Genomic DNA, 22,514 nt, shown 5'->3' with positions numbered 1-22,514 from the left:
AAGGATGGGGCAGTTGAAGTTTTTGAGCCTTGAGAGATGAGAGCACGACGTATCCGAGATGGGTAGTTATGTGAATCAACTGGAAGAGGATCAAGTTCATGAAACTGAGAAAACTTGTACTGACGGGATTGGCGTTAAGCAGTCTTGCCGGTGCAGCCAGCCTGTCGACAGTGACTCAAGCGGCCGACAAGAAACCCAACATCCTGTTCATCATGGCCGATGACATCGGCTGGATGCAGCCGAGCATCTATCACCAGGGCCTGGCGGTGGGTGAAACGCCGAATATCGACCGCATCGCCCAGGAAGGCGCGAAATTCATGACCTACTACGCCGAGCAGAGTTGTACGGCGGGGCGCAATGCTTTTTTTACCGGGATGCACCCGCTGCGTACCGGCATGATCCCACCGCAATTGCCCGGCAGCCCGTCATGGCTGCGCCCTGGCACACCTGCGTTGTCCAAGTTCCTGCTGGATCTGGGCTATACCACCGGTGAGTTCGGCAAGAACCACCTGGGCGACAACTTCGAAGCGCTGCCGACATCCCACGGCTTCCAGGAATTCTGGGGTTACCTCTATCACCTCGATGCGATGCAGGGCGTGAGTTTTGTCGACATCAACAAGACGCCCCAGGTGCAGGGCATAGCCCCACCCTGCAAGGCCACACCGATCAACGGACTGCCGGACGTGCCTGGCGCCATCGATCCGCGGGAAGGTACCTGCCTGACGCCACCTCGTCCGGTCATGTCCTGCGTCTCCAGCGACGGTACGCAAAAGAACACCACGTGCAAGGACGAAGGGCCACTGACGCTGGAACGTTCGAAGTCCGTGGATGAAGAAATCTCCGCCAAGGTCATCGACTTCCTTGACCGCAACGATCCGAAGAAGACCAGTAAACCCTTCTTCGTCTGGTACAACCCGGCACGCATGCACATCACCACGGTGCTGCCACCCAAGTATGACGCCATGGTCGGAGAGCCCGGCGGAAAAGACTGGGGCACCAACGAAGCGGGCATGAAACAACTGGATGACAACATTGGATATGTCCTGAAGAAACTCGAGGACATGGGCCAACTGGACAACACCATAGTCGTCTTCACCACCGACAACGGCGCGGAAACCATAACCTTCCCCGACGGCGGCACGACCCCGTTCAAGGGCGGCAAGCTGACCACCTGGGAAGGTGGCATGCGCGCTCCGCTGGTCATGCGCTGGCCTGGGGTGATCAAGCCAGGCACGATCATGACCGACATCTTTGCCTCGCTCGACTGGGTGCCGACACTGGTCAGTATCGCTGGCGGCAAGAAGGGCAATGAGCTGAACGAGCAGATCATGGCGGGCAATTATCCCGGCATCGTCAAGACCAAGCTCGATGGTGTGGATCAAACCGATTACCTGACCGGCAAGTCCGACAAGTCGGCGCGCGACACCTTTTTCTACTACACCGGCTCGCAACCTTCGGCAGTGCGCTACAAGAACTGGAAGATGTACTACACCATGGTGCCGGATACCGCGACGGGCGGGTTGTATGGCGCGACCACTTTCCACTGGACCCAACTGCTCAACCTCAAGCGCGACCCCTTTGAAACAACCGTCGGTGCCGACGCCAAGTCCATCACCGGCTATGGCGGTGCCTTGGGCTCACCGGGCAACGCCTATATCTACAACTGGAACATGCTGCCGATCGGACAATTGCTCTGGGAGAAGGAGTTGATGTCGTACAAGGACTTCCCGCCCATGCAGGCGCCGGAAACCTACAACCTGGACGGCATTCTCAAAGCCATGCGGCAGAGTGGTCATAACGGACACGATTAAACAGGCGTAAGGCCGATCAGTTAGGCGTGAGAAAACGGCAATCACTGTAGGAGCCGGCTTGCTGGCGATAGCGCTTGATCAGACGACAATTGTGTCGACTGTACCTGCGCAATCGCCAGCAAGCCGGCTCCTACAGGTTTATCTCCTTAACTGACTGACATTACCCACACAGGCGCCCGTTTTTTTGCGGGAGAGCTTTCAGTCCTACTTCGTTACACCGTTGAGTAACACCCCATAGGACTGCAGAAACTCCACCGTCCCGTGAAAGATCAGCCCCACGCCCATCGCCGAAACGAAAAAACCGACGATGCGGGTCGCGGCATCGATGCCTTGCGGGCCAATCTTCTTGAGGATGGTGTTGGCGTAGGCCAAAGAGAGGTAAGTGACCAGCATGGTGGCGCAGATTGCCAGCGCCACGACGGCGAAGGACAGTACGGCGCGGTCGGAGTCCTTGATGGTGCTGGTCAGGCCGATCACCGTGGCAATGGCGCCGGGGCCGAACATGATCGGCATGGCCATGGGGATGAAAGATACGTCCTCGTCGCCTTTGCCACCGCTTGGAATCAGGCTGCTGTCGGGCGAGGGCGCAAAAAGCTCGAACCCGATCCGCATCAGGATCACCCCGCCGACCACCCGAATCATACTCAGCGGAACTTCAAACAAACGCAGCAGCAGGTTGCCGAAAATCAAAAAGAAAAACATCAACAGCAGCGCATAAAGGCAGGCTCTGCGTGCAACGCGGCGCTGTTCGGCAGAGTCTTTGCCCTGCAGCAGACCCAGGAATACCGGAATGGCCTCCAGTGGGTTGATGATTGCCAGCAGGGTTGTGAACATACCGAAGAACAGGGTGAGGTATGAGTTCATTGCTGATCTGCCCAAACGGGTGGTCGACCCAGTTACCTTAGCTGATCAGGAACAAATCACCTCAAACCACTGCCGCACTGTCCGGAACCTGTGTAGCGAAACCGCTGACCTGCGGCAGTAACGCCGAAGGTCGATTCGACAGCACGATCACCTGCTGGCGGACACCCAGTCCGCTGCGCGTTCGGCGATCATGATTGAAGCGGCGTTGGTGTTGCCGCCCACCAGCGTCGGCATGATCGAGGCATCCACCACCCGCAGCCCCTCGATGCCATGCACACGCAATTGGCTGTCCACCACCGCATGCTCGTCGTTGCCCATCTTGCAGGTACCGACCGGGTGATAAATGGTGTCGGTACGCTGGCGCAACAGTTCGATCAGCTGTTCATCGCCGTACAAGCCCGCGCTGAACATATCCTTCAAGCCATAACGCGCCATCGGTGCTTGTTGAATGATGTTGCGGGTCATGCGGTAGCCCGTGAGCAGGGTCTCGACATCGTCGTCATGCCCGAGAATGTTCGGGTCGATGCGCGGTGGGGCGTTCGGATCGTTTGATTGCAAACCGACACTGCCGATGCTCTTGGGCCGCAACACGCAGACGTGGCAACTGAAGCCGTGACCCCAGTGCAGTTTGCGGTTGTGGTCGTCGATCATCGCGATCACCGAATGCAGCTGGATATCCGGGCGTGCAAGTTTGGCATCGGTTTTCAGGAAGCCGCCACCTTCGGCGAAGTTGCTCACAAAAGGGCCGCGCCGATGACGGGCATAGTCGATCAAGGCCTTGCCCATCTTCACACTGCCGCGCAGGGAGACACCCATCAATGACGTATCCTGGCTCCTGTAGCTGAGCACGACATCCGGATGGTCCTGCAGGTTTTGCCCGACACCGGGCAGTTCGTGCTGCACCGTGATGCCTTGGGGTTTGAGTTCCTCTTGCGGGCCAATCCCCGAGAGCATCAGCAATTGTGGGCTGCCGAAACAACCGGCACTGAGCAGGACTTCCCGGCGTGCTTTGATGGTCTGGCGATTGCCCTTGAGACGCAGCTCGACACCGACGGCTTTTTTGCCTTCGAGCACAATGCGTTCGGCCGCAGCCGAAGTCAGCACCGTGAGGTTCTTGCGCAGGTGTCGAACCGGTTTGAGGAACGCGGTGGCCGTGCTCCAGCGCCGACCGTTGCGGATCGTCACATCGAACTGGCCAACGCCCTCCTGGTCGACGCCATTGAAGTCGGGATTGTGGCGGTGTCCGGCCATCTGCCCCGCTTCGATGAACGCTTGCGTGACGGGATGCATCGGGTTCTTGCCGACATAGAGTTCGCCCTGCGCCCCGTGGTAGTCGCATGCGCCGCGGTGGCTCATCTCACTCTTGCGAAAGTACGGCAGTACATCGGCGAACGACCAGCCGGGGTTGCCCAGCGCCTGCCAATCGTCGAAGTCACTGTGGTGGCCACGGATATACACCATGCCGTTGATCGAGCTGCTTCCGCCCAGTACCTTGCCGCGTGGCTGGTAGCCGCGACGTCCGTTCAAGCCGGGCTGCGGTACTGTGTGAAATGCCCAATTGACGTGTCGGCTCGGCAGGATCGCCGCGACCCCCACCGGGGCATGGATCAATGGCGAGCGGTCTTCCGGACCGGCCTCCAGCAAACATACCGTGATATCGGGATTTGCACTCAAGCGGTTGGCCAGGACACAACCGGCTGAACCGGCACCAATGATTACGTAGTCGAATTCCATCACACAATGATCCCGAGCGAGCGAACAGGGGCTGCTTCACCAGGAAGCAACAAAGGTACCCGGGACCGATTGTTGGCTGAAGGCGTTAGAAAATAATTGACCTCTCATGCCAATTATTTGATCTTTGACGACATGACTACATTGATCAGAACAAGCTCGTTTACCGGATTCCGTGAGGTGGCAAGCCAGCTTGGCGGGCAAGCCGACCTTATGCTCGAGCGCTTCCGCATCCATCCGGACGTGCTGATGGACGAGGAGGCACGGGTTCCGTTGCGTTCGCTGGTCGGGCTGCTGGAGTTTGCCGCACGAGAGCTCGATTGCCCTGACTTTGGCCTGCGCATGGCCGAGTACCAGGACTTGCACGTCCTGGGGCCGATTGCGGTCATCGCTCGAACGTGCGCAACGGCAGGGGAGGCGTTGGAGCAAATCATCCGTTTTATCGGCTACCACAGCCCGGGCATCCAGCTTGATCTGGACCTGAGCGAGAACCACGCGCCGCGCCTGTTGATCGACATCCGCCTGTCCGGACCGACCCCGCGACGGCAAATGGTGGAGCTGGCAATGGGGGTGGCGCATAACGGCATGAAGCTGCTGTATGGCGACAACTTCGTTGCCCAGGCGGTTCTGTTTTCCGCCAATCACCCAGCGGCTCAGGCACGGTACCGGCGCTATTTCAAAACCGCGGTGTGCACCGGCCAATCCTGCAACGCCCTGGTACTTCGTGACGAACAACTCAATCAGCGGATTGAACAGCAGGCCCCCTACCTGCATCGCGCACTGGAACAGTATTTCCAGCAGTTCGACTTGCAAGCGACGTCGGATGTTGTCAGCCAGGTCGAGCGCCTGGTCTTGCGCATGATGCCGATACAGCGTTGCCGTTTGCCATTGATTGCCGAGCAACTGGGCATGCACGTGCGTATGTTGCAGCGAAGGCTGGCCGAGCAGGGGAGAAGCTTCGATGAAATAGTCGAGAGCCTGCGGCGTGACCGTGCCGATCACTATCTGGCGGAGCGGCACATGCCGATGTCCCAGGTTGCCGGTCTGCTCGGCTATAGCGAACAGAGCGTGTTCAATCGCGCTTGCCAGCGCTGGTTTTCCATGTCGCCGGGAGCCAGGCGCCGTCAGTTGTTCGAATGAAAGGTTATCGATCTTCGCGCGGGACCTGATGGCTGGCGACATCGAGACCGTCGCCGAAATGGCTGCTTTTGCGAATCACAGCCTTTAACCAGCGCCGCAGCCGCAAGACTTTGGGAGACATCTCATTGCCATTGAGACACAGCAGGCGGTAGGCAGACACTCGCTCCAGCCTCTCCTTGAAAGGCAGGACCAATTGGCCATTCTTCAGGTGCTTTTCGATAAGCCCCAGCGGAGCCATCATCAATCCGTGACCGTCAATGGCCGCCTGCAGGCCATCACTCAGATTTTCAAAAAGCAGCTCACGCTGTGGCGGGATATTCATGCGTCCGGCGGCTTGATTCCAAAGCGTCCAGACCCCAGGCGCTTGGGCTAGCGCAATGCGAGGGATACTCTCGATACGTTCCCCGGCAACGAGTCTTGCCGCTATTTGCGGTGCACAGACAGGCGCACCGGATACATCTGCCAGTTTTTCGGAAAAAACGTTGAATCGGGTTTGCGTGGTATGGCGAATGGCGATGTCCAGCTCGCGGGCTTCCAGATCGGCCACCCTGGATGAAAACTCCATATGCACGGTGATGTCCGGGTTCTCACGTTCGAACTGCGCCATGCCCGCACTCAGATAGGTAGCCGCGAAACTGGGCGCCACGCTGATGCGTAATGGGCTGGTGTCACTGGCTTGTTTGACCGCCTGAAGCCCGATAGAGATCTCGGCCAGCCCCCGGCTGACGTGCAGCTGCAGCTTGCGCCCGCTTTCGGTCAATTCGATTTGCCGATTGCGTCGAACAAAAAGCGCCACACCCAATACGCCTTCCAGCCTTCGAACCTGGTGACTGATCGCCGAAGGCGTCAGGTGCAGGAACGTCGCGGTCTCTTGAAAGGAGCCCAGCCGCGCAGCGGCTTCAAAAGCATTGAGCGCGGGCAGCTGTCGCACGCTTTCCGCAGGGATGAGGATCTTCTTTTCACGTGACATTTTGTCATCCAAGTAAAACCAATGTCGTTTGTCGAGCTCACGACCCCGCTCGTACTGTGGTTCACGAGTCGATGACCCCTAAGGCGCACCAACGTGCCTCGGAACATGCGATGACCAATACCACGAGCGGGGTAAATACATGAATTCATTTCTGTCGCAAAGGCCTTTGGAAGTACCTGTCGGTTCCTTCGCCGGGCTATTTCTGGAGCGAATCCAACGCTACGCAGACAACCCGGCGTTGATCGACGGGCTGAGCGGTGAACAGCTCACCTATGCCGAACTGTCCCGGCATGTGCGTGTGCTTGCCGGCAATCTGATCGAGCGTGGTCTGGAGCCTGGGGAGGTCACCGCCATCATCGCGCCGAACAGCATCTGGTTCCCGGTGGCTCTGTACGGTATAGCCTTCGCCGGCGGCGTGTACTCCACACTCAATCCCATGTCCTCGCCGGAGGACGTGCGAGAACTCCTCAAGCTGGTGGGGGCCACGCGTGTGATCGTCACCCCGCAAGTCTTCGAACGGCTGCGTGACACCTTGATCACGTTGCCGTTGAAAGACATTTTCGTGCTGGGTGAGTCCGCGGGCCTCACGCCGTTTTCCTCGTTGCTGGAGGGCAAGCCTCTGGCCGAAGAGCGCTGCCGTGATCTGCAAAAAGACCTGTTGGCCCTGATGTTCTCCAGTGGCACCAGCGGCTTCCCCAAGGCGGTGATGCTCAGCAATCGCAACTACGTTGCGGCGACCGAGCAGGTGACCGCCGCCCAGGTTTTCCGCCGGTCCGACACCATCCTGGCGGCGCTGCCGTTCTTCCATATCTATGGACAGACCAGCTTCATAGGCTCGGCGCTTTCTCAGGGCGCGTGCTTGATCGTGCTGCCCGCACTCGACCTGGAAGTGACTTTGCGCGTGATTCAGGACTACAAAATCACTGTCGCTCCGGTCGTTGCGCCCGTTGTGTTGCAGTTTGCCAAGCATCCTTTGGTCGATCACTTCGACCTGTCGAGCCTGCGCCTGGCCATCTCCGGTGCCTCGCCCATCAGTGCCGAGCTGCTGAAGAGCGCCGCCGATCGATTGAAAGTACCGGTGCTCAACGGCTGGGGCCTTACCGAATCCACCACCACCGGCGCTGTTTCCGAGCCAGGCATGCCGAAAGAGGCCGAAGGTTCGGTCGGCCGGGTGATGCATGGCATTGAGGTGCGGGTCGTGGAAATCGGCGGCAACCAGGACGTGGCGCCAGGTGCGGATGGCGAGTTGCTGATACGCGGTCCCAACGTGATGCTCGGCTACTTCAACAATCCGGCGGCAACCGCCGAAACGATCGATGCGCAGGGCTGGCTGCGAACCGGAGATGTAGGCCGGATCGATGAGCACGGCAATCTGCGAATCATCGACCGCGCCAAAGAGTTCATCAAGTTCAAAGGCTTCCAGATCAGCCCGGTCGAACTCGAAAGTGTGTTGTTGATGCACCCGGCGGTGGCCGATGCCGGCGTCGTGCCCAGCCCTGACACCGAATCCGGTGAGGTGCCCAAAGCCTTCGTTGTGCTGCGCTCACCTGTGACCGAAGCCGAACTGATCGACTTCGTCGCCCAGCGTGTAACCCCCTATAAAAAGCTGCGCGACATCGAATTCATCGACGCCATTCCAAAAACACCTGCAGGGAAAATCCTGCGGCGGATCCTGGTACTGCGCGAGCGCGAAAAACGTGAAACCCTCGCCGTGTCCGGCGACCGCCTCGAGGATCGGGTGGTCATCACACGCCACGGTAATGTGCTGTCGATCTGCCTGGACCGTCCGCGCAAGATGAATGCCTTCGACCGCGACATGTTCATCGGCCTGGCCAAGGCCATGGCGATCTACGAAGACGATCCAGGCCTGCGTTGTGCGGTGTTGCATGCCAATGGCCTGCTCTTTACCTCGGGCATGGACATCGTCAGCTCTGCGCCTCTCGCCGCACGTGGAGAGTTGCGTATCGGCGATCCATCGCTGGTGGATATGCTCGAAATCGACCCGACCGTTCGCCGCCGGAGCAAACCGGTGGTCCTTGCCGTTCATGGCAAGTGCATGAACCTTGGGGTGGAGCTGGCGGCAGCGGCGGACATTGTCATCGCCGCGCAAGATGTCACGTTCATTCAACGCGAGGTGGCAGTCGGCTTGTTCCCGTTCGGGGGGGCCACCGTGTTCTTGCCGGCAAAAATCGGTCTCGGTAATGCGCTTCGCTACATCCTGACGGCGGAGGAGTTCGATGCTCAGTCCGCTTGCCGGATGGGGCTGGTGCAAGAAGTCGTCCCGCAGAGCCAGCTGATGACGCGCGCTTTCGAATTCGCACGGCTGATTGCGCAGAACTCACCGTCCGGTGTTAAGGCAGCGCTTGCGTCGGTGCGCCTGGCCCGTGAAAAAGGCCCCGAGGCGGCGCTTGCAACTCTGCTAAGTGAAGTCGCCCGGTTGACCGGCGCAGAAGACTTCAAGGAAGGCGCTGCAGCCTTCCTGGAAAAACGAGCGCCGAACTTCAAGGACGCGTGAGCGCCACACCTGAGGCATTGAATCCTTTGCAATAGAAGGGGGGGCGGCTGCGCGACAAGCGTAGCCAAACCCATTTGCCGCCTTTCAATCACTACACAAGGAACTCGGCATGAGTGCCCTGAACATTGCCCAGCCCATCGTTCCCCCTGCCATGCAATCCTGCTTCGAGCACCAACGCGCCGCCTACCTTGCCATGCCCGAGCGCAGCCATGCCCAGCGCGTGGAAGACCTCAAGAAGTTGGCGCGGATGCTGAAAGACAACCGCCAGGCACTGATCGAAGCGATCAACCAGGACTACGGCAACCGCTCCACCTTCGAGACGCTGTTCGCCGAGTTTTTCGTCGTGCTGGGAGACATCAAGTCCACCATCAAGCACCTGAAGAAGTGGATGAAACCGCAGAAACGCCACATCGATCTGATGGTCTACCCCACCTCCAGCAACCGTGTCATTCCCCAGCCGCTGGGCGTGGTCGGCGTGATCGTACCCTGGAACTTTCCGCTGCTGCTGTCGTTCGGGCCACTCACCGCCATCTTCGCCGCCGGCAACCGGGCGATGGTCAAGATGTCGGAAAACTCGAACAATCTGACGCGTCTTCTGATGTCCATCTCACCGAAATATTTCCCGCCGCAACAGCTTCAGTTCTTCGAAGACAGCGGCGCCAATGGCTCGGTGGGCCCGGCTTTCTCCTCGATCTCCTTCGACCATCTCTTCTTCACGGGCTCGGGTCAGACCGGCCGCGCCGTGATGGCGAATGCTGCGCGCAACCTGACCCCGGTGACACTGGAGTTGGGCGGAAAATCACCCGCTGTGGTCGCGCCGGATTTCCCGATGACCCTGGCCGTCGATCGCATCATGTGGAGCAAGGCCTTCAACGCGGGACAGATCTGCACCAACGTAGACTACGTCTTCATTCCCGCCGGCTCCGAGGCGGACTTCGAACGCGAAGCCCAGCGGGTAATAGCCGAGCGCTACCCCGACATCAATCATGCCGATTACACGTCCATGATCGACCAGCGCGCCTATGACCGCATGCAGGCCACGCTGGATGACGCTGTGGCCAAGGGCGCGCGGGTGGTCAATCTTTTCCCCGACCAGACGCCGGACAAGACCCTGCGAAAATTCCCGCTGACCCTGGTATTCGACGTCAGCGACGACATGGTCATCATGCAGCGCGAGATCTTCGGCCCGCTGCTGCCGGTCAAGACCTACACCAGCCGCGAAGACGTGGCTGGTTATGTCAACCAGCACGACAGGCCACTGGCGCTGTATCCCTTCACCAGGGACCGCGCCCTGCAGGACTACTACGTGACCCACATCATGTCGGGCGGCGTATGCATCAACACCGCGCTGCTGCACGTGGCTCAGCACGACATGCCCTTCGGCGGCGTCGGCGCCAGCGGCATGGGCCATTACCACGGTTACGAAGGCTTTCAGACCTTTTCCAAAATGCGCCCTGTCTATCGTCAGGGCTTCTTCGCCGCCACCAGGATGATGCTGCCGCCCTACGACAAGGGACCGCTCAAGCCCAACAAGCTGATCGAACTGATCATCAAGTTGAAGGGCTGAAGCCCTGTGTACCTGACTGTTGCATAACGTCTTCAAAGGAGTTTTCCATGCCCCTCTATGAATGCCAGACCGTCAAGGGAACGCTCAGCGAGCGTCAACGCCAATCGCTGGCCGAGTCCATCACATCCATTCACACCCAGGAGACGGGCGCGCCGGCCAGCTATGTGCACGTGCTGTTCAAGGAGCTTGAAGCGGGAAGCGCATTCACCGCCGGCCAAGTCGCGGCCCCCGCGATAATCCGCGGCCAGATCCGTGCAGGACGACCACAAGCGACGCGCCACGCCATCCTGCGCGCAATCACCGAGGTTTACATGGCCGTCACCGGGGCCGATGCGAATGCAGTGGTCGTGGCAGTGGTCGACATTCCCGCTTCATGGGCCATGGAAGGCGGTCATATTTTTCCGGAGCCGGAACAGCCCCCTGAAGTGGCCTGACACGCTTCGCTGCGACGAAAACATTTGCGCATTTTCGCGCTTGTTGGGCATCCGCGGGTGTAGCAGCTATTTCCCAGTCACTCCCTGTTGCTGCACATTTCGATCATTAAGTTGTCAGTTACGGTCATTGAGCGACGGTGTCGCGGCTCTTAGTCTGTCGAACATGACTGACGGGGGCCACAGAGCTCCTGCACTTTCCGTGATCGATCGATGTGGAGTTACCGATGACCGCCGCTCAATACCCGCACCTTTTGGCTCCGCTGGACCTGGGTTTCACCACGCTGCGCAATCGCACCCTGATGGGCTCGATGCACACGGGCCTTGAAGAGAAACCGGGTGGTTTCGAACGCATGGCGGCGTACTTTGCCGAACGTGCCCGTGGCGGTGTCGGCCTGATGGTCACCGGCGGCATCGGCCCCAACGACGAAGGTGGCGTGTATTCCGGTGCGGCCAAGCTGACGACCGAAGAAGAGGCGCTCAAGCACCGTATCGTCACCCGTGCCGTTCATGACGCAGGCGGCAAGATCTGCATGCAGATCCTCCACGCCGGTCGTTATGCCTACAGCCCGAAACAGGTTGCACCCAGCGCCATTCAAGCGCCGATCAATCCGTTCAAACCCAAGGAGCTGGACGAGGAAGGCATCGAGAAGCAGATCAGCGATTTCGTCACCTGCTCGGTACTGGCGCAAACCGCCGAGTACGACGGTGTGGAAATCATGGGCTCCGAAGGTTATTTCATTAACCAGTTCCTCGCCGCCCACACCAACCACCGTACCGACCGCTGGGGTGGCAGCTATGAAAACCGCATGCGCCTGCCGGTGGAAATCGTTCGCCGCGTGCGTGAAGCGGTCGGCCCGAATTTCATCATCATTTTCCGTCTGTCGATGCTCGACCTGGTCGAAGGCGGCAGCACCTGGGAAGAGATCGTTCAACTGGCCAAGGCCATTGAGCAGGCCGGTGCGACCATCATCAACACCGGTATCGGCTGGCACGAAGCGCGGATTCCGACCATCGCCACCAAAGTGCCGCGTGCGGCGTTCAGCAAGGTCACGGCCAAGCTGCGGGGTTCGGTGAATATTCCGCTGATCACCACCAATCGCATCAACACGCCAGAAGTCGCCGAGCAGATCCTGGCCGAGGGCGATGCCGACATGGTGTCCATGGCGCGGCCATTCCTCGCCGACCCGGATTTCGTCAACAAGGCCGCTGAAGGTCGCGCCGATGAAATCAACACTTGCATCGGCTGCAACCAGGCCTGCCTCGATCACACCTTTGGCGGCAAGCTGACCAGTTGCCTTGTGAACCCGCGTGCCTGCCACGAAACCGAACTCAATTACCTGCCCGTGCAGCAACTGAAGAAAATCGCCGTGGTCGGTGCCGGCCCTGCCGGTTTGTCCGCCGCGACCGTGGCGGCCGAGCGGGGCCATCAGGTGACGCTGTTTGATTCGGCCAGCGAAATCGGCGGTCAGTTCAACATCGCCAAGCGCGTTCCGGGCAAGGAAGAGTTCTTTGAGACCCTTCGCTACTTCAACCGCAAGCTGCAGACCACCAATGTCGAAGTGTGCCTGAACACCCGCGTCGACGTGGCACAGCTGGTCGAGGGCGGCTACGACGAGATCATCCTGGCCACCGGCATTGCGCCGCGCGTGCCGGCGATTCCTGGCGTGGAAAACGCCAAGGTGCTGAGCTACCTGGATGTGATCCTTGAGCGCAAACCGGTCGGCAAGCGTGTCGCGGTGATTGGTGCCGGTGGTATTGGTTTCGACGTCTCCGAGTTCCTCGTTCATGAAGGTGTCGCCACCAGTCAGGACCGCGCCGCGTTCTGGAAGGAGTGGGGCATCGATACGCACCTTGAGGCACGCGGTGGTGTCGCCGGTATCAAGGCTGCGCCCCATGCGCCGGCCCGCGAGGTGTTCCTGCTGCAACGCAAGAAGTCCAAGGTCGGCGACGGCCTGGGCAAGACCACCGGCTGGATCCATCGCACGGGTCTGAAGAACAAGCAGGTACAGATGCTCAACAGCGTTGAATACCTGAAGATCGACGACGAAGGCCTGCACATCCGCATCGGCGAAACCGGCGAGCCGCAGGTGCTGCCGGTGGACAACATCGTGATTTGCGCCGGGCAGGATCCGTTGCGTGAGTTGCATGAAAGCCTGGTGGCGGCAGGGCAGAGCGTGCACCTGATCGGCGGCGCGGATGTTGCGGCAGAGCTGGATGCCAAGCGGGCGATCAATCAGGGTTCGCGGTTGGCGGCGGAGTTGTAATACGCATCGTTTGGGCTCACACACAACCTGTGGCAAGGGAGCTTGCTCCCGCTGGGCCGCGAAGCGGCCCCAAATCGGTTAGTCCGGTACATCGAGTGTTCCGGGTTTGCGCCTGCTGCGCAGCCGAGCGGGAGCAAGCTCCCTCGCCACAAATCAGGTGATAACATGCCGGCTCTTCACCCAGAGCCGGCATTGATGCTTCTCCCTCCCGACACCTGGCTACCCCAGGCTCCCCTCGAACCCCTTCAACTTGACTGGCTCACCCACGCCGGCATCGAAGTGGCGATCCTGCGTCTGGACCAGATCGATCCGCTGATCAGCGGCAACAAATGGTTCAAGCTCATCGAGCACCTGAAGGCCGCCGACCGCCTCGGTGCAGAAGGCATCATCAGTCTCGGTGGCGCGCATTCCAATCACCTCCACGCCCTGGCGGCGGCGGGCAGGCGTTTCGGCTTTGCCACTGTCGGCCTGTTGCGCGGGCATCCTCAGGAAACGCCGACCGTGAGGGATTTGCAGGCATTTGGCATGCAGTTGCACTGGCTGGGTTACGGCGGCTATCGGGCGCGACACGAGGCCGGTTTTTGGCAGCCATGGCAAACGCAGTATCCGACTTTGCATCCGGTGCCTGAAGGTGGAGGCGGATTACCCGGCGCACGAGGGTGCATGCAGTTGCGGGCGCAGGTTTGTGCGCAACTGACTGGATTAGGCTGGAGTGATTACGACGGCTGGTGGCTGGCCTGCGGAACCGGCACGACGCTGGCAGGCCTGGTACTCGCCGAAGCGGGGGATCACCCGGTGTACGGTGCCCTGGCGGTGCCTGACGATCATGGGGTGGCGCAGCTGGTCGAGCGGATCGTGCAGGAAGCCGGTGTGGTCGATGCGGCGTATGAGCTGTTTGAGGCCAGTCGCGGCGGCTTCGCGAAGGTCGATCCGCTGCTGCTTGAGTTCATCGAAAAGACCGGGCAGGCCAGCGGCGTACCCCTGGAACCGCTGTATACCGGCAAAGCGCTCATGGCCCTCGAGCAACAAGTCACTGCAGGCAAGTTCGCTCCGGGCACGCGACTGATCTTCATCCACACCGGCGGCTTGCAGGGGCGGCGGGGATTGAAATCAAAAAACTGAGCGGCGCTGCGATCCAGTGTGGGAGCGGGCTTGCTCGCGAAAGCGGAGGATCAGTCAATTTTGTATTGCCTGACACACTGCCTTCGCGAGCAAGCCCGCTCCCACATTTGAATTCATTGGTTTCAGGAGTCGCGGTTCACGCTCTTGGGCATCATCCGCAGCAAGGTGTTATCGCCCACCACATAATGGTGATACAGCGCGGCCACGGCATGCAGGCCGATCAGCCAATAGCCGATAGTGCCGCCGAGCTCGTGCCAGTCCTGGAGTTGTTTGGCCAGGTCCTTGTTTTCCGCAATGGGCATCGGCAGGTCGAAACCGTAGAACATCACCTGGTTGCCTTTGGCGCTGGTGACCAGCCAGCCGAGAATCGGCGTGACGATCATGAAAATGTACAGCGCCCAGTGCATCAGCCTGGCCAGCGTCGTTTGCCAGGGCGGCGAGGCGGGGAAGACCTGCGGCGCCGGGCCGAGACTGCGTGCGAACAATCGCAGCCAGACCAGGACGAATACGGTCAGGCCGAGCATGAAGTGTGATTCGACGATCAGTGTTCGCCCGCCACTGCCCTTGGGAAAGAGCCCGCGAAACTCGATACAGGCATAAACCAACGCCAGCAGGACCAGCATCAACCAATGCAGCGTGATCGATACGGTGCTGTAGCGCGAGGCAGAGTTTTTCCACGGCATTCGGTGTTCCTCAGAGGTCCGGTTTAAAGCCACCGCTCTTGTCCGACGGTGTGCCTTTACTGTAATCCTGTTTCACCGGGTTTGCCTGAGGTGATTGATCGCTGGATGCTCTGGATCAGGTAATTGACGGCAAAAACGTATCGGCCCCTGTAGGAGCTGCCGCAGGCTGCGATCTTTTGATCTTCAGGTCCCCAATGACGCCGAAAATCAAAAGATCGCAGCCTGCGGCAGCTCCTACAAGAGCGGTGCGGTTTTTAGCTTGATTGCGGCATTTCGCCGTTGGCCAGGCGCTTGTTGATGTCGGCGATCACTTGCGGCAGATCGGTGATGGTGTCGATCATGTAGTGCGGGCGCGAATCTTCGAACATCCCATGGATACGCTTGCGCTCGCTGTCCAGTTGGTCGCTGCCCAGCGCGCGATAACCTTCGTAATCCAGGCCCAGGGCGTTGCCCGAGCAGATCAGCGCCACGGTCCACATGCCGGCGCGGCGACCTTCGAGAATGCCTGGCACGGTGTCATCGATCTTCACGCACGCGGCAACATCGTCGATGCCCAGGGCGATGACGTTGGCCAGTGCCTGGGCGGGCCATGGGCGGCCATTCGGGACTTCGTCGGTGGCTACCACGTGATCGGCCACATAGCCGTTGGTGGCAGCCAGTTCGACCACCTTGTCCATGACCTGTTTCGGATAACCGGAGCAGGAGCCGATCTTGATCCCTTGCTCGCGCAGGTTGGCGATGGTCTCCAGAGCGCCCGGAATCAGCGCCGAGTGTTCGGCGATTTTCTCGATCTGCAGCGGCATGAAACGCTGGTAAATCGCGGTGACGTCGTCGTCGGTCGGTGTGCGGCCGAAGACTTTGCGATAGCGCTCGGCAACTTCCGGCAGATCGCACAGGGTGCGGATGTGGTCCCACTTGCCCATGCCCATCGGGCCACGGGCTTCTTCGATGGACACCTGGACGTCGAACTCGGCGAACGCCTCGACGAAAATCTGCGTCGGGGCGAAGGAGCCGAAGTCGACCACGGTGCCGGCCCAGTCGAGGATGGCGGCCTGGAGTTTGCTTGGGTTGGAGTAGTTCATGGTGATCAAGTCCTGTGGCAACTGGCTAATAGGGAAGCTGCTTTTGGTGGGAGCGGGCTTGATCGCGAAAGCGGTGTGTCAGCCGACATCTACGTTGAATGTCGGTCCGTCTTCGCGAGCAAGCCCGCTCCCACAGGGGAATGCGGTGTGGGTCAGATCTCCAGCACTTCCATCTCGCGCAACACCTCGCCAATCGCGGCCACGGCTTCGCGCATCTCGGCCGGTTGCACATGTCCGATGCAGCCGACGCGGAAGGTTTCGACCTGGGTCAGTTTGCCGGGGTAGAGGATGTAACCCTTGGCCTTGACCCGCTCGTAGAATTCCTTGAACTGGTAGCGAGGATCTTGCGGGGCGTGGAAGGTGGCGATGATGGGCGCCTGAATGGCAGCCGGCAGGAAGCTGCGCAACCCCAGGTTGCCCATCTCTTCCATGAGTGCCTGGCAGTTGGCGGCGTAGCGTTCGTGCCGGGCTGGCAAGCCGCCTTCTTCGTTGTATTGCAGCAGGGCTTCGTGCAGCGCCGCGACCACGTGGGTCGGCGGGGTGAAGCGCCACTGGCCGGTCTTGGCCATGTAGGCGTGCTGGTCCTGCAGGTCCATAGCCAGCGAATGCGAGTTGCCGGCGGCGCTGGCCAGGGATTCTTTGCGAGCGAAGACAAAACCCATGCCTGGCACGCCTTCCAGGCATTTGCCCGAGGCGGCGATCAGGGCATCGAACGGCACTTGTTGCGCGTCCACCGGCAAGGCACCGAAGGAACTCATGGCGTCGATGATCAGGCGCTTGCCGTGTCCCGCCACGACCTGGGCGATCTCCGGCAACGGATTGAGGATGCCGGTGCTGGTTTCGCAGTGAATCAGGGCGACGTGGGTGATGCCGTTGTCGGCGCGCAGCAGGCGGTCGACGTCGGCAGCGGTGGTCGGTTCGTCTTCGGCGGTTTCGAAGGTGCTGAAGGAACGGCCCAGCACTTCGCAGATTTTCGCCAGGCGTTTGCCGTAGGCGCCGTTGATCAGTACCAGGACCTTGCCATCGCGAGGCACCAGGGTGCCGATCGCGGCCTCGACGGCGAAGGTGCCACTGCCTTGCAAGGGTACACAGTGGTGGGTCGCGGCGCCGTTGACGATCGCCAGCAATTGCTCGCAGAGGCTGGCGGTCAGTTGATTGAAGCGGTCATCCCATGAACCCCAGTCGATCATCATCGCCTGACGGGTGCGGGCCGAAGTGGTCAACGGGCCGGGGGTGAGCAGGATGGGTTCGGCAGCACTCATGTTCGTGTCCTCGCATTCGATGGGATGAAGCTACGGGGCTTAAATTGCAATTTGCCGTGCTATCAATCAAATTGTTTGTTGTTATGCCAGCCATCAGTGAGGGTTATTCATGAACCTGTTTCAGCTCCGCGCCTTCGATGCCGTGGCCCGGGAAGGCAGCTTTACCCGGGCGGCGGCGCGGCTGTTCATCAGCCAGCCGGCGGTCACCGGGCACATCAAGGCGCTGGAAGAGCACTACCAGATCACCCTGCTGCGCCGCACCGCCCGACGTGTGGAACTGACGGAGGAGGGCACCAAGCTGGCGGCGATCACCCGGGCGATGTTCGGCCTGGCCGAGGAGGCGCAGGTGATGCTCGAAGCCAACCGGCAGTTGCTGACCGGGCGCCTGGAGGTGGCGGCGGACGGTCCGCACATGGTCATGCCGATGCTTGCCAGCCTGCGCGCGCGCTATCCGGGGATCACGGTGAACCTGCGCCTGGGCAACGCCCAGGAAACCCTGGCGGCGCTGCTGTCCGAACATGCCGACGTCGCGGTGCTGACCGAAGTCGAGCCGCGCAAGGGCTTGCATCTGCAGGCACTGAACGAATCACGGATTTGTGCACTGGTGCCTGACGGGCACCCTTGGGCGCAGAAGACCAATGGCGTGCAGCTCAAGGAACTGGATCAGGTGATCATGGTGCTGCGCGAACCGAGTTCGATTACCCGGCGCACCTTTGATGAGGCTTGCGCCCAGGCCAGGGTCAATCCGCGGGTGTTGCTGGAACTGGACAGCCGCGAAGCGGTGACCGAGGCGGTGGCCGCCGAACTGGGGGTGGGGGTGGTGTCGTCGGTGGAAGTCAGCCACGACCCGCGCGTGGCGGCGGTGCCGATCATTGGCGAGGGGTTGGTGAACCGGCACATGATCGGGTGCATGGAGCGGCGGCGGGATTTGCGGTTGATTCAGGCTTTTTTCGGGTTGGCGCCGAATCTGAATTGACCCATTCCCTTGTAGGAGCTGTCGAGTGAAACGAGGCTGCGATCCTTTGACTTTCAAGATCAAAAGATCGCAGCCTCGTTTCACTCGACAGCTCCTACAGAGGGTTAGTCGAGGCTTTCTCGCACCATCTCGAGAAACGTCGCCACGATTCGCCGCGAACTCTGCTCGCGCAAGCACACCAGGGTTTCCGTCAGGCGGCGTTTACAATCGGTAATCGGCAAGGCGCACACCCGTGAGTCGGCGCCGAACTCGGCCGCCGACACCACGCCGATGCCAATCCCGACCACCACCGCTTCACGAGCGGCTTCCCGACCTTCAACCTGGATCGCCGGACGAATGCGCAGCCCTGCACCGGCCATTTCCTCCTCCAGGGTCTGGCGCGTCACCGAACCGATTTCCCGCAGTACCAGCGGTGTGTCATCGAGGTCGGCGAGGGTGATGGATTCACGGTCGGCCCACGGATGATTGCGCGACACGAACGCCACCATCGGGTCATTGCGCAGGGGCAGGGAAATCAGGCGTTCGTCACTGACATCACGGCCCAGCAACGCCAGGTCGGCCTGATAGTTGAACAGTCGAAACAGCGACTCATCGGTGTTGCCGGTTTCGATCTTCACGCTGATGCCGGGGTAGCGTTCGCAGAATCGGGCAATCTGCGGCAGCACGTGCACCGGCGCATCCACCGCCAGAATCAGGCTGCCGGTCTGCAGGGCCTGGGAATCCTGCAGCAGTTCCTGGGCTTCGGCCTCAATCACAAAAAGCCGCTGGGTAACGCTCAGCAGGCGTTCGCCCAGATCGGTCAGGCGCACCGAACGTTTGTTGCGGTGAAACAGCAAAACACCGTAGCGCTCTTCAAGTTTGCGCACTTGGTCGGAAATCGCCGGCTGCGTCAGAAATAGCCGCTCGGCGGCTTTGGTAAAGCTTCCATGTACCGCAACGGCATGGAACGCTTTGAGTTGGGCGTGGGAAACCGACATCGATATCTCCAGTAACAAGCAAAGCTTATTTTGGAAATACGATAAATCGATTTCACTTATTAAACAGTAATTGTTTTTATCACTCTCAGCCCCGCTGACCGGTCAGTCGAACCGCAGCGGGTGCCATGAGCCTGGGCGTGCAAAACAGGACTCATCTGACCGGTATCCGCCGTAGGGACAGGGCGATATCGCAGTGCTCAACAATAAAAAAACAGGCGTTTGCTTCCAATTCTGCCGGCACACTCACACCCTGAGGTCAGAACCACAATGAACAAGCACATCGGCACCATCAAGCGTTGGCGCGTGCAGATCTTCGCGATCACCTGGCTCGCCTACGCCGCTTTCTACTTCACCCGCAAAGCCTTCTCGGTGGCCAAACTCGGCATCGCCGAAGACCCGACCTTCATGCTCGACAAAATGGCCATGGCCAACCTCGATGCCATCTACCTGACGGCTTACGCCGTGGGGCAGTTCACCTGGGGCATACTGGCCGACCGCTTCGGGCCGCGGGTGGTGGTGCTCGGCGGGTTGCTGATTTCCGCTGGCGCGGCGCTGGTGATGGGCAACTTTGCGACGTTACCGATTTTTGCTACCTGCATGCTGATACAAGGCCTGGCGCAGTCCACCGGCTGGTCGGGATTGTGCAAGAACCTGGGCAGTTTCTTTCCCTCCGAACAGCGCGGGCGGGTTTTGGGCCTGTGGAGTTCCTGCTACGCCTTTGGCGGGCTCGTGGCCTCGCCGTTTGCCGGCTGGTGGGCGTATACGCTCATCGGCACCTGGCATGCGGCGTTTGTTTCCAGTGCGGCGGTGGTTGGGCTGGTCGCCGTGCTGTTTTTTATTTTCCAGCGCAACAAACCTGAAGACGTCGGCTTGCCGGCTGTGGAGCCGGAACCCGAACTGACCGCTGAAGAAGCCCTTGCCCAAAGCAAAATCAGTATCTGGGTGCCACTCAAGGAAATCCTGCGCAACCGCACGGTACTGGTACTGGGGCTGGCGTACTTCATGCTGAAACCGGCGCGCTACGCGATTCTGCTGTGGGGGCCGGTGATTGTCTTCGAACAGATGCCTTCGGTGGGCAAGGTCGGTGCGGCGATCATTCCGACTTCGTTCGAGCTGGCCGGGTTGCTCGGGCCGATCATGATCGGCCTGGCCTCGGACAAACTGTTCGGCGCCCGACGCATGCCGGCTTGCGTACTCAGTCTGTTGGCACTCACCGTGACTCTGGCATTGTTCATGGGCGCCCTGCATACCGGCAGTGTGGTCCTGGTGGTGGCGCTCTTGTTCGTCATGGGGCTGACCCTCTACGGGCCGGACTCGATGATCAGCGGCGCGGCAGCGATCGATTTCGGCACGGCCAAGGCCGGTGCGACGGCGGCCGGGTTCGTCAACGGTTGCGGTTCCGTCGGGGCGGTGCTCGGCGGATTGTTGCCGGGTTACTTCGACTCGGTCACCGTATTCATTGTCTTCGCCGGCTGCGCGATGTTCTCGGCGCTGGTGCTGATCCCGCACTGGAACAGCCGCCCCGGCGGCCTGAAAACCAAGCATCCCTGCGCGCCCGATCGGGCGATGAACATCAAACCCCTGCGAACCTGAGTCCTGTTCCTCGTCGCCGATGTGTACATCGGCGGCGTTTATACCGGGCTGTGGACCGCGATCATGCTCAAGGACGGTGGAGCAGCCAGTCGAACAGCAGGCGGGTATCGCCCCGGGGCTCACGGGGCGGTGGATTCAGAGGTTGTGGCCGAGGGCCCAACGCCGTACAGAGCACCGGGCGATCCGGGTCACTGTCGAGGAAAATCACCTGTACTTCACTGCCGGCCACGGGCAAGCGGGACGGATCGATCCAGTCCTCGGCCGTGGTCAGCGCCAAGGGCAGCCAAAGACCACTGGACAACGACTCTGTGGCTGAATCTGTGGCAGGCCAGAGGATCACTCGAATCCGGCCATCCTCGTCCACAGTCGGCGGCTGTCCGACAGGGCCGCCCACCCGGCCGGGCTGATACCCGGGAATGCTCGGCCGGGGTTGTTTCAGCGCGGGCCTGAACACCGTGGACCAGGGGATGGCGCTGAATTGATTGCGATAACCCAGGGCCATGCCCGCTGAGTCGTCGAGCAGAATCGATGGCTGGCCCCCCTGATGGCTTGTTTCGGTCACCAGCCATTGATCGTTGAAGTTCGCCAGGGGATGGCCGGCCACCTGCACGATCCGGCCGCTGCGTAATGCTCCCAGGTTGCTTTGACCGTGTATTTGCAGGTGCCGGCACCGCAGGCGTTCCAGCTGTCGCCGGCTGAGCTGGTCGCGATGCTGCTGTTCGTGAGTGGTGAACGAGTGATTGGCTGCGCCGTCGCTGATGTCCGCTGCACCGGGATTCCTCGCACCTGGGCGCACAGGGGGGAGCGAGGCATCATGGCGCTGGAACAATTCGCTGATCGCAGGTTGGTGATGATCGTCGAGTGCGTCGCTGCGCAGCGGCATGAGCAGCGGCTCCTGGGGGAAACTCAGGCTGTCATCGGCCAACACCAGTACATGGCCGTCGCGTTGATGCTCGAAGTGGTAGTGGATGCCTTCTTCCTCGCACAGTCGTTGCAACAACGCCAGGTCGGTTTCTTCGTACTGAATGCAAAACGGGCGCAGGGGATAGTGCCCGGTTGCCAGTTCAAAGCGATAACTGCTGGCGGGCAGCCCATGTTCCTCGAGCAACTGGCGCAGGATCATGGGCACGCTGGCGCGCTGGAAAACCCGTCGGCGGCGTTGCTGCTCCAGCGCCTGGAGACGGGACACCAGCACCAGTTTGTAAGCGACCCGGTGTGCGCTTCGATGTTCACACCCGGCGCTGTGCAGCACGCCATGCAGGCCCTGGTCGTGGCCGAATTCGAGGAACGCCGGCTGGTGCAGCAATCGTTCAAGGTTCAAGGCCGGTGCCAGGCCGATAACCTCGATGTCGAATCGATAGGGCTGGTTGAGTGCTTCGTGACCGCTGAACCGGACCACCTGGAAACTCAGGTCGTCATCGAGAAGCGTCAGGGTGGTGGGACTTTCCTTGTCGTTGTGCATCGAACACGCTGCCGCCGTTGAATAGGGTGCAAAGCGTACGAAACCCCGGCGCATTGCGGAC

Annotated in this window: 17 protein-coding genes; 9 read left to right on the top strand and 8 right to left on the bottom strand. The window is 60.5% G+C overall.

Annotated elements, in window-relative coordinates; genetic code table 11:
• The first annotated feature begins 98 nt into the window (after window positions 1–98).
• On the top strand, window positions 99–1,811 hold the full coding sequence (locus ACEN83_RS20595) for an arylsulfatase (protein ID WP_495578254.1): 1,713 nt from the start codon (window positions 99–101) through the stop codon (window positions 1,809–1,811).
• Between the two features lie 204 nt (window positions 1,812–2,015).
• On the opposite strand, the gene ACEN83_RS20590 is transcribed toward ACEN83_RS20595, so the two are convergent.
• Both ACEN83_RS20590 and ACEN83_RS20585 read right to left on the bottom strand, forming a co-directional pair.
• Window positions 2,016–2,675: a MarC family protein gene (locus ACEN83_RS20590; protein WP_495578253.1), complete on the bottom strand. Its 660-nt coding sequence runs from the start codon at window positions 2,673–2,675 to the stop codon at window positions 2,016–2,018.
• A 147-nt stretch (window positions 2,676–2,822) separates the two neighbouring features.
• Window positions 2,823–4,409, bottom strand: coding sequence for a GMC family oxidoreductase (locus tag ACEN83_RS20585; protein WP_495578252.1), 1,587 nt, complete (start codon window positions 4,407–4,409; stop codon window positions 2,823–2,825).
• Window positions 4,410–4,586: 177 nt separating this feature from the next.
• On the opposite strand from ACEN83_RS20585, the gene ACEN83_RS20580 reads away from it, so the two are divergent.
• The gene (locus ACEN83_RS20580; protein ID WP_256589972.1) at window positions 4,587–5,546 is read left to right on the top strand and encodes an AraC family transcriptional regulator; all 960 of its coding nucleotides are present in this window, start codon (window positions 4,587–4,589) and stop codon (window positions 5,544–5,546) included.
• Between the two features lie 4 nt (window positions 5,547–5,550).
• On the opposite strand, the gene ACEN83_RS20575 is transcribed toward ACEN83_RS20580, so the two are convergent.
• On the bottom strand, window positions 5,551–6,516 hold the full coding sequence (locus ACEN83_RS20575; RefSeq protein WP_495578251.1) for a LysR substrate-binding domain-containing protein: 966 nt from the start codon (window positions 6,514–6,516) through the stop codon (window positions 5,551–5,553).
• A 139-nt stretch (window positions 6,517–6,655) separates the two neighbouring features.
• On the opposite strand from ACEN83_RS20575, the gene ACEN83_RS20570 reads away from it, so the two are divergent.
• From ACEN83_RS20570 to ACEN83_RS20550, 5 genes are all read left to right on the top strand, one after another.
• The gene (locus ACEN83_RS20570; protein WP_495578250.1) at window positions 6,656–9,031 is read left to right on the top strand and encodes a crotonase/enoyl-CoA hydratase family protein; all 2,376 of its coding nucleotides are present in this window, start codon (window positions 6,656–6,658) and stop codon (window positions 9,029–9,031) included.
• A gap of 109 nt (window positions 9,032–9,140) precedes the next feature.
• Window positions 9,141–10,598, top strand: a complete 1,458-nt coding sequence (locus ACEN83_RS20565) for a coniferyl aldehyde dehydrogenase (RefSeq protein ID WP_495578249.1) — start codon at window positions 9,141–9,143, stop codon at window positions 10,596–10,598.
• A gap of 47 nt (window positions 10,599–10,645) precedes the next feature.
• A complete protein-coding gene (locus ACEN83_RS20560; protein ID WP_116581302.1) occupies window positions 10,646–11,032 on the top strand; it encodes a tautomerase family protein in 387 nt (128 codons plus the stop codon).
• Window positions 11,033–11,256: 224 nt separating this feature from the next.
• The gene (locus ACEN83_RS20555; protein WP_116581303.1) at window positions 11,257–13,296 is read left to right on the top strand and encodes an oxidoreductase; all 2,040 of its coding nucleotides are present in this window, start codon (window positions 11,257–11,259) and stop codon (window positions 13,294–13,296) included.
• A gap of 195 nt (window positions 13,297–13,491) precedes the next feature.
• A complete protein-coding gene (locus tag ACEN83_RS20550; protein WP_495580897.1) occupies window positions 13,492–14,418 on the top strand; it encodes a 1-aminocyclopropane-1-carboxylate deaminase/D-cysteine desulfhydrase in 927 nt (308 codons plus the stop codon).
• 122 nt (window positions 14,419–14,540) lie between these two features.
• Here ACEN83_RS20550 and ACEN83_RS20545 read toward each other — a convergent pair whose 3' ends face one another.
• The 3 genes from ACEN83_RS20545 to ACEN83_RS20535 form a co-directional block, all read right to left on the bottom strand.
• Window positions 14,541–15,101, bottom strand: a complete 561-nt coding sequence (locus tag ACEN83_RS20545) for a cytochrome b (protein WP_116581306.1) — start codon at window positions 15,099–15,101, stop codon at window positions 14,541–14,543.
• 254 nt (window positions 15,102–15,355) lie between these two features.
• Window positions 15,356–16,183 (bottom strand): phosphonoacetaldehyde hydrolase, encoded by an 828-nt coding sequence (gene phnX, locus ACEN83_RS20540; protein ID WP_102700637.1) that lies wholly within the window; start codon window positions 16,181–16,183, stop codon window positions 15,356–15,358.
• Window positions 16,184–16,335: 152 nt separating this feature from the next.
• Window positions 16,336–17,445, bottom strand: coding sequence for a 2-aminoethylphosphonate--pyruvate transaminase (locus tag ACEN83_RS20535; RefSeq protein ID WP_495578248.1), 1,110 nt, complete (start codon window positions 17,443–17,445; stop codon window positions 16,336–16,338).
• Window positions 17,446–17,554: 109 nt separating this feature from the next.
• On the opposite strand from ACEN83_RS20535, the gene ACEN83_RS20530 reads away from it, so the two are divergent.
• The gene (locus tag ACEN83_RS20530; RefSeq protein WP_104447822.1) at window positions 17,555–18,421 is read left to right on the top strand and encodes a LysR substrate-binding domain-containing protein; all 867 of its coding nucleotides are present in this window, start codon (window positions 17,555–17,557) and stop codon (window positions 18,419–18,421) included.
• 104 nt (window positions 18,422–18,525) lie between these two features.
• On the opposite strand, the gene ACEN83_RS20525 is transcribed toward ACEN83_RS20530, so the two are convergent.
• Window positions 18,526–19,398 (bottom strand): LysR family transcriptional regulator, encoded by an 873-nt coding sequence (locus tag ACEN83_RS20525; RefSeq protein ID WP_116581309.1) that lies wholly within the window; start codon window positions 19,396–19,398, stop codon window positions 18,526–18,528.
• Between the two features lie 267 nt (window positions 19,399–19,665).
• On the opposite strand from ACEN83_RS20525, the gene ACEN83_RS20520 reads away from it, so the two are divergent.
• Complete coding sequence (locus ACEN83_RS20520; RefSeq protein ID WP_007976973.1) at window positions 19,666–20,991, top strand: MFS transporter; 1,326 nt, start codon at window positions 19,666–19,668, stop codon at window positions 20,989–20,991.
• Between the two features lie 67 nt (window positions 20,992–21,058).
• Here ACEN83_RS20520 and ACEN83_RS20515 read toward each other — a convergent pair whose 3' ends face one another.
• Window positions 21,059–22,453: a type VI secretion system Vgr family protein gene (locus ACEN83_RS20515; protein WP_495580896.1), complete on the bottom strand. Its 1,395-nt coding sequence runs from the start codon at window positions 22,451–22,453 to the stop codon at window positions 21,059–21,061.
• Window positions 22,454–22,514 lie beyond the last annotated feature (61 nt).

This window comes from Pseudomonas sp. Pseusp49 (assembly GCF_059491875.1).
Note: the sequence above shows the minus strand (reverse complement) of the source record. Positions and strands in the feature narration are given on the sequence as shown.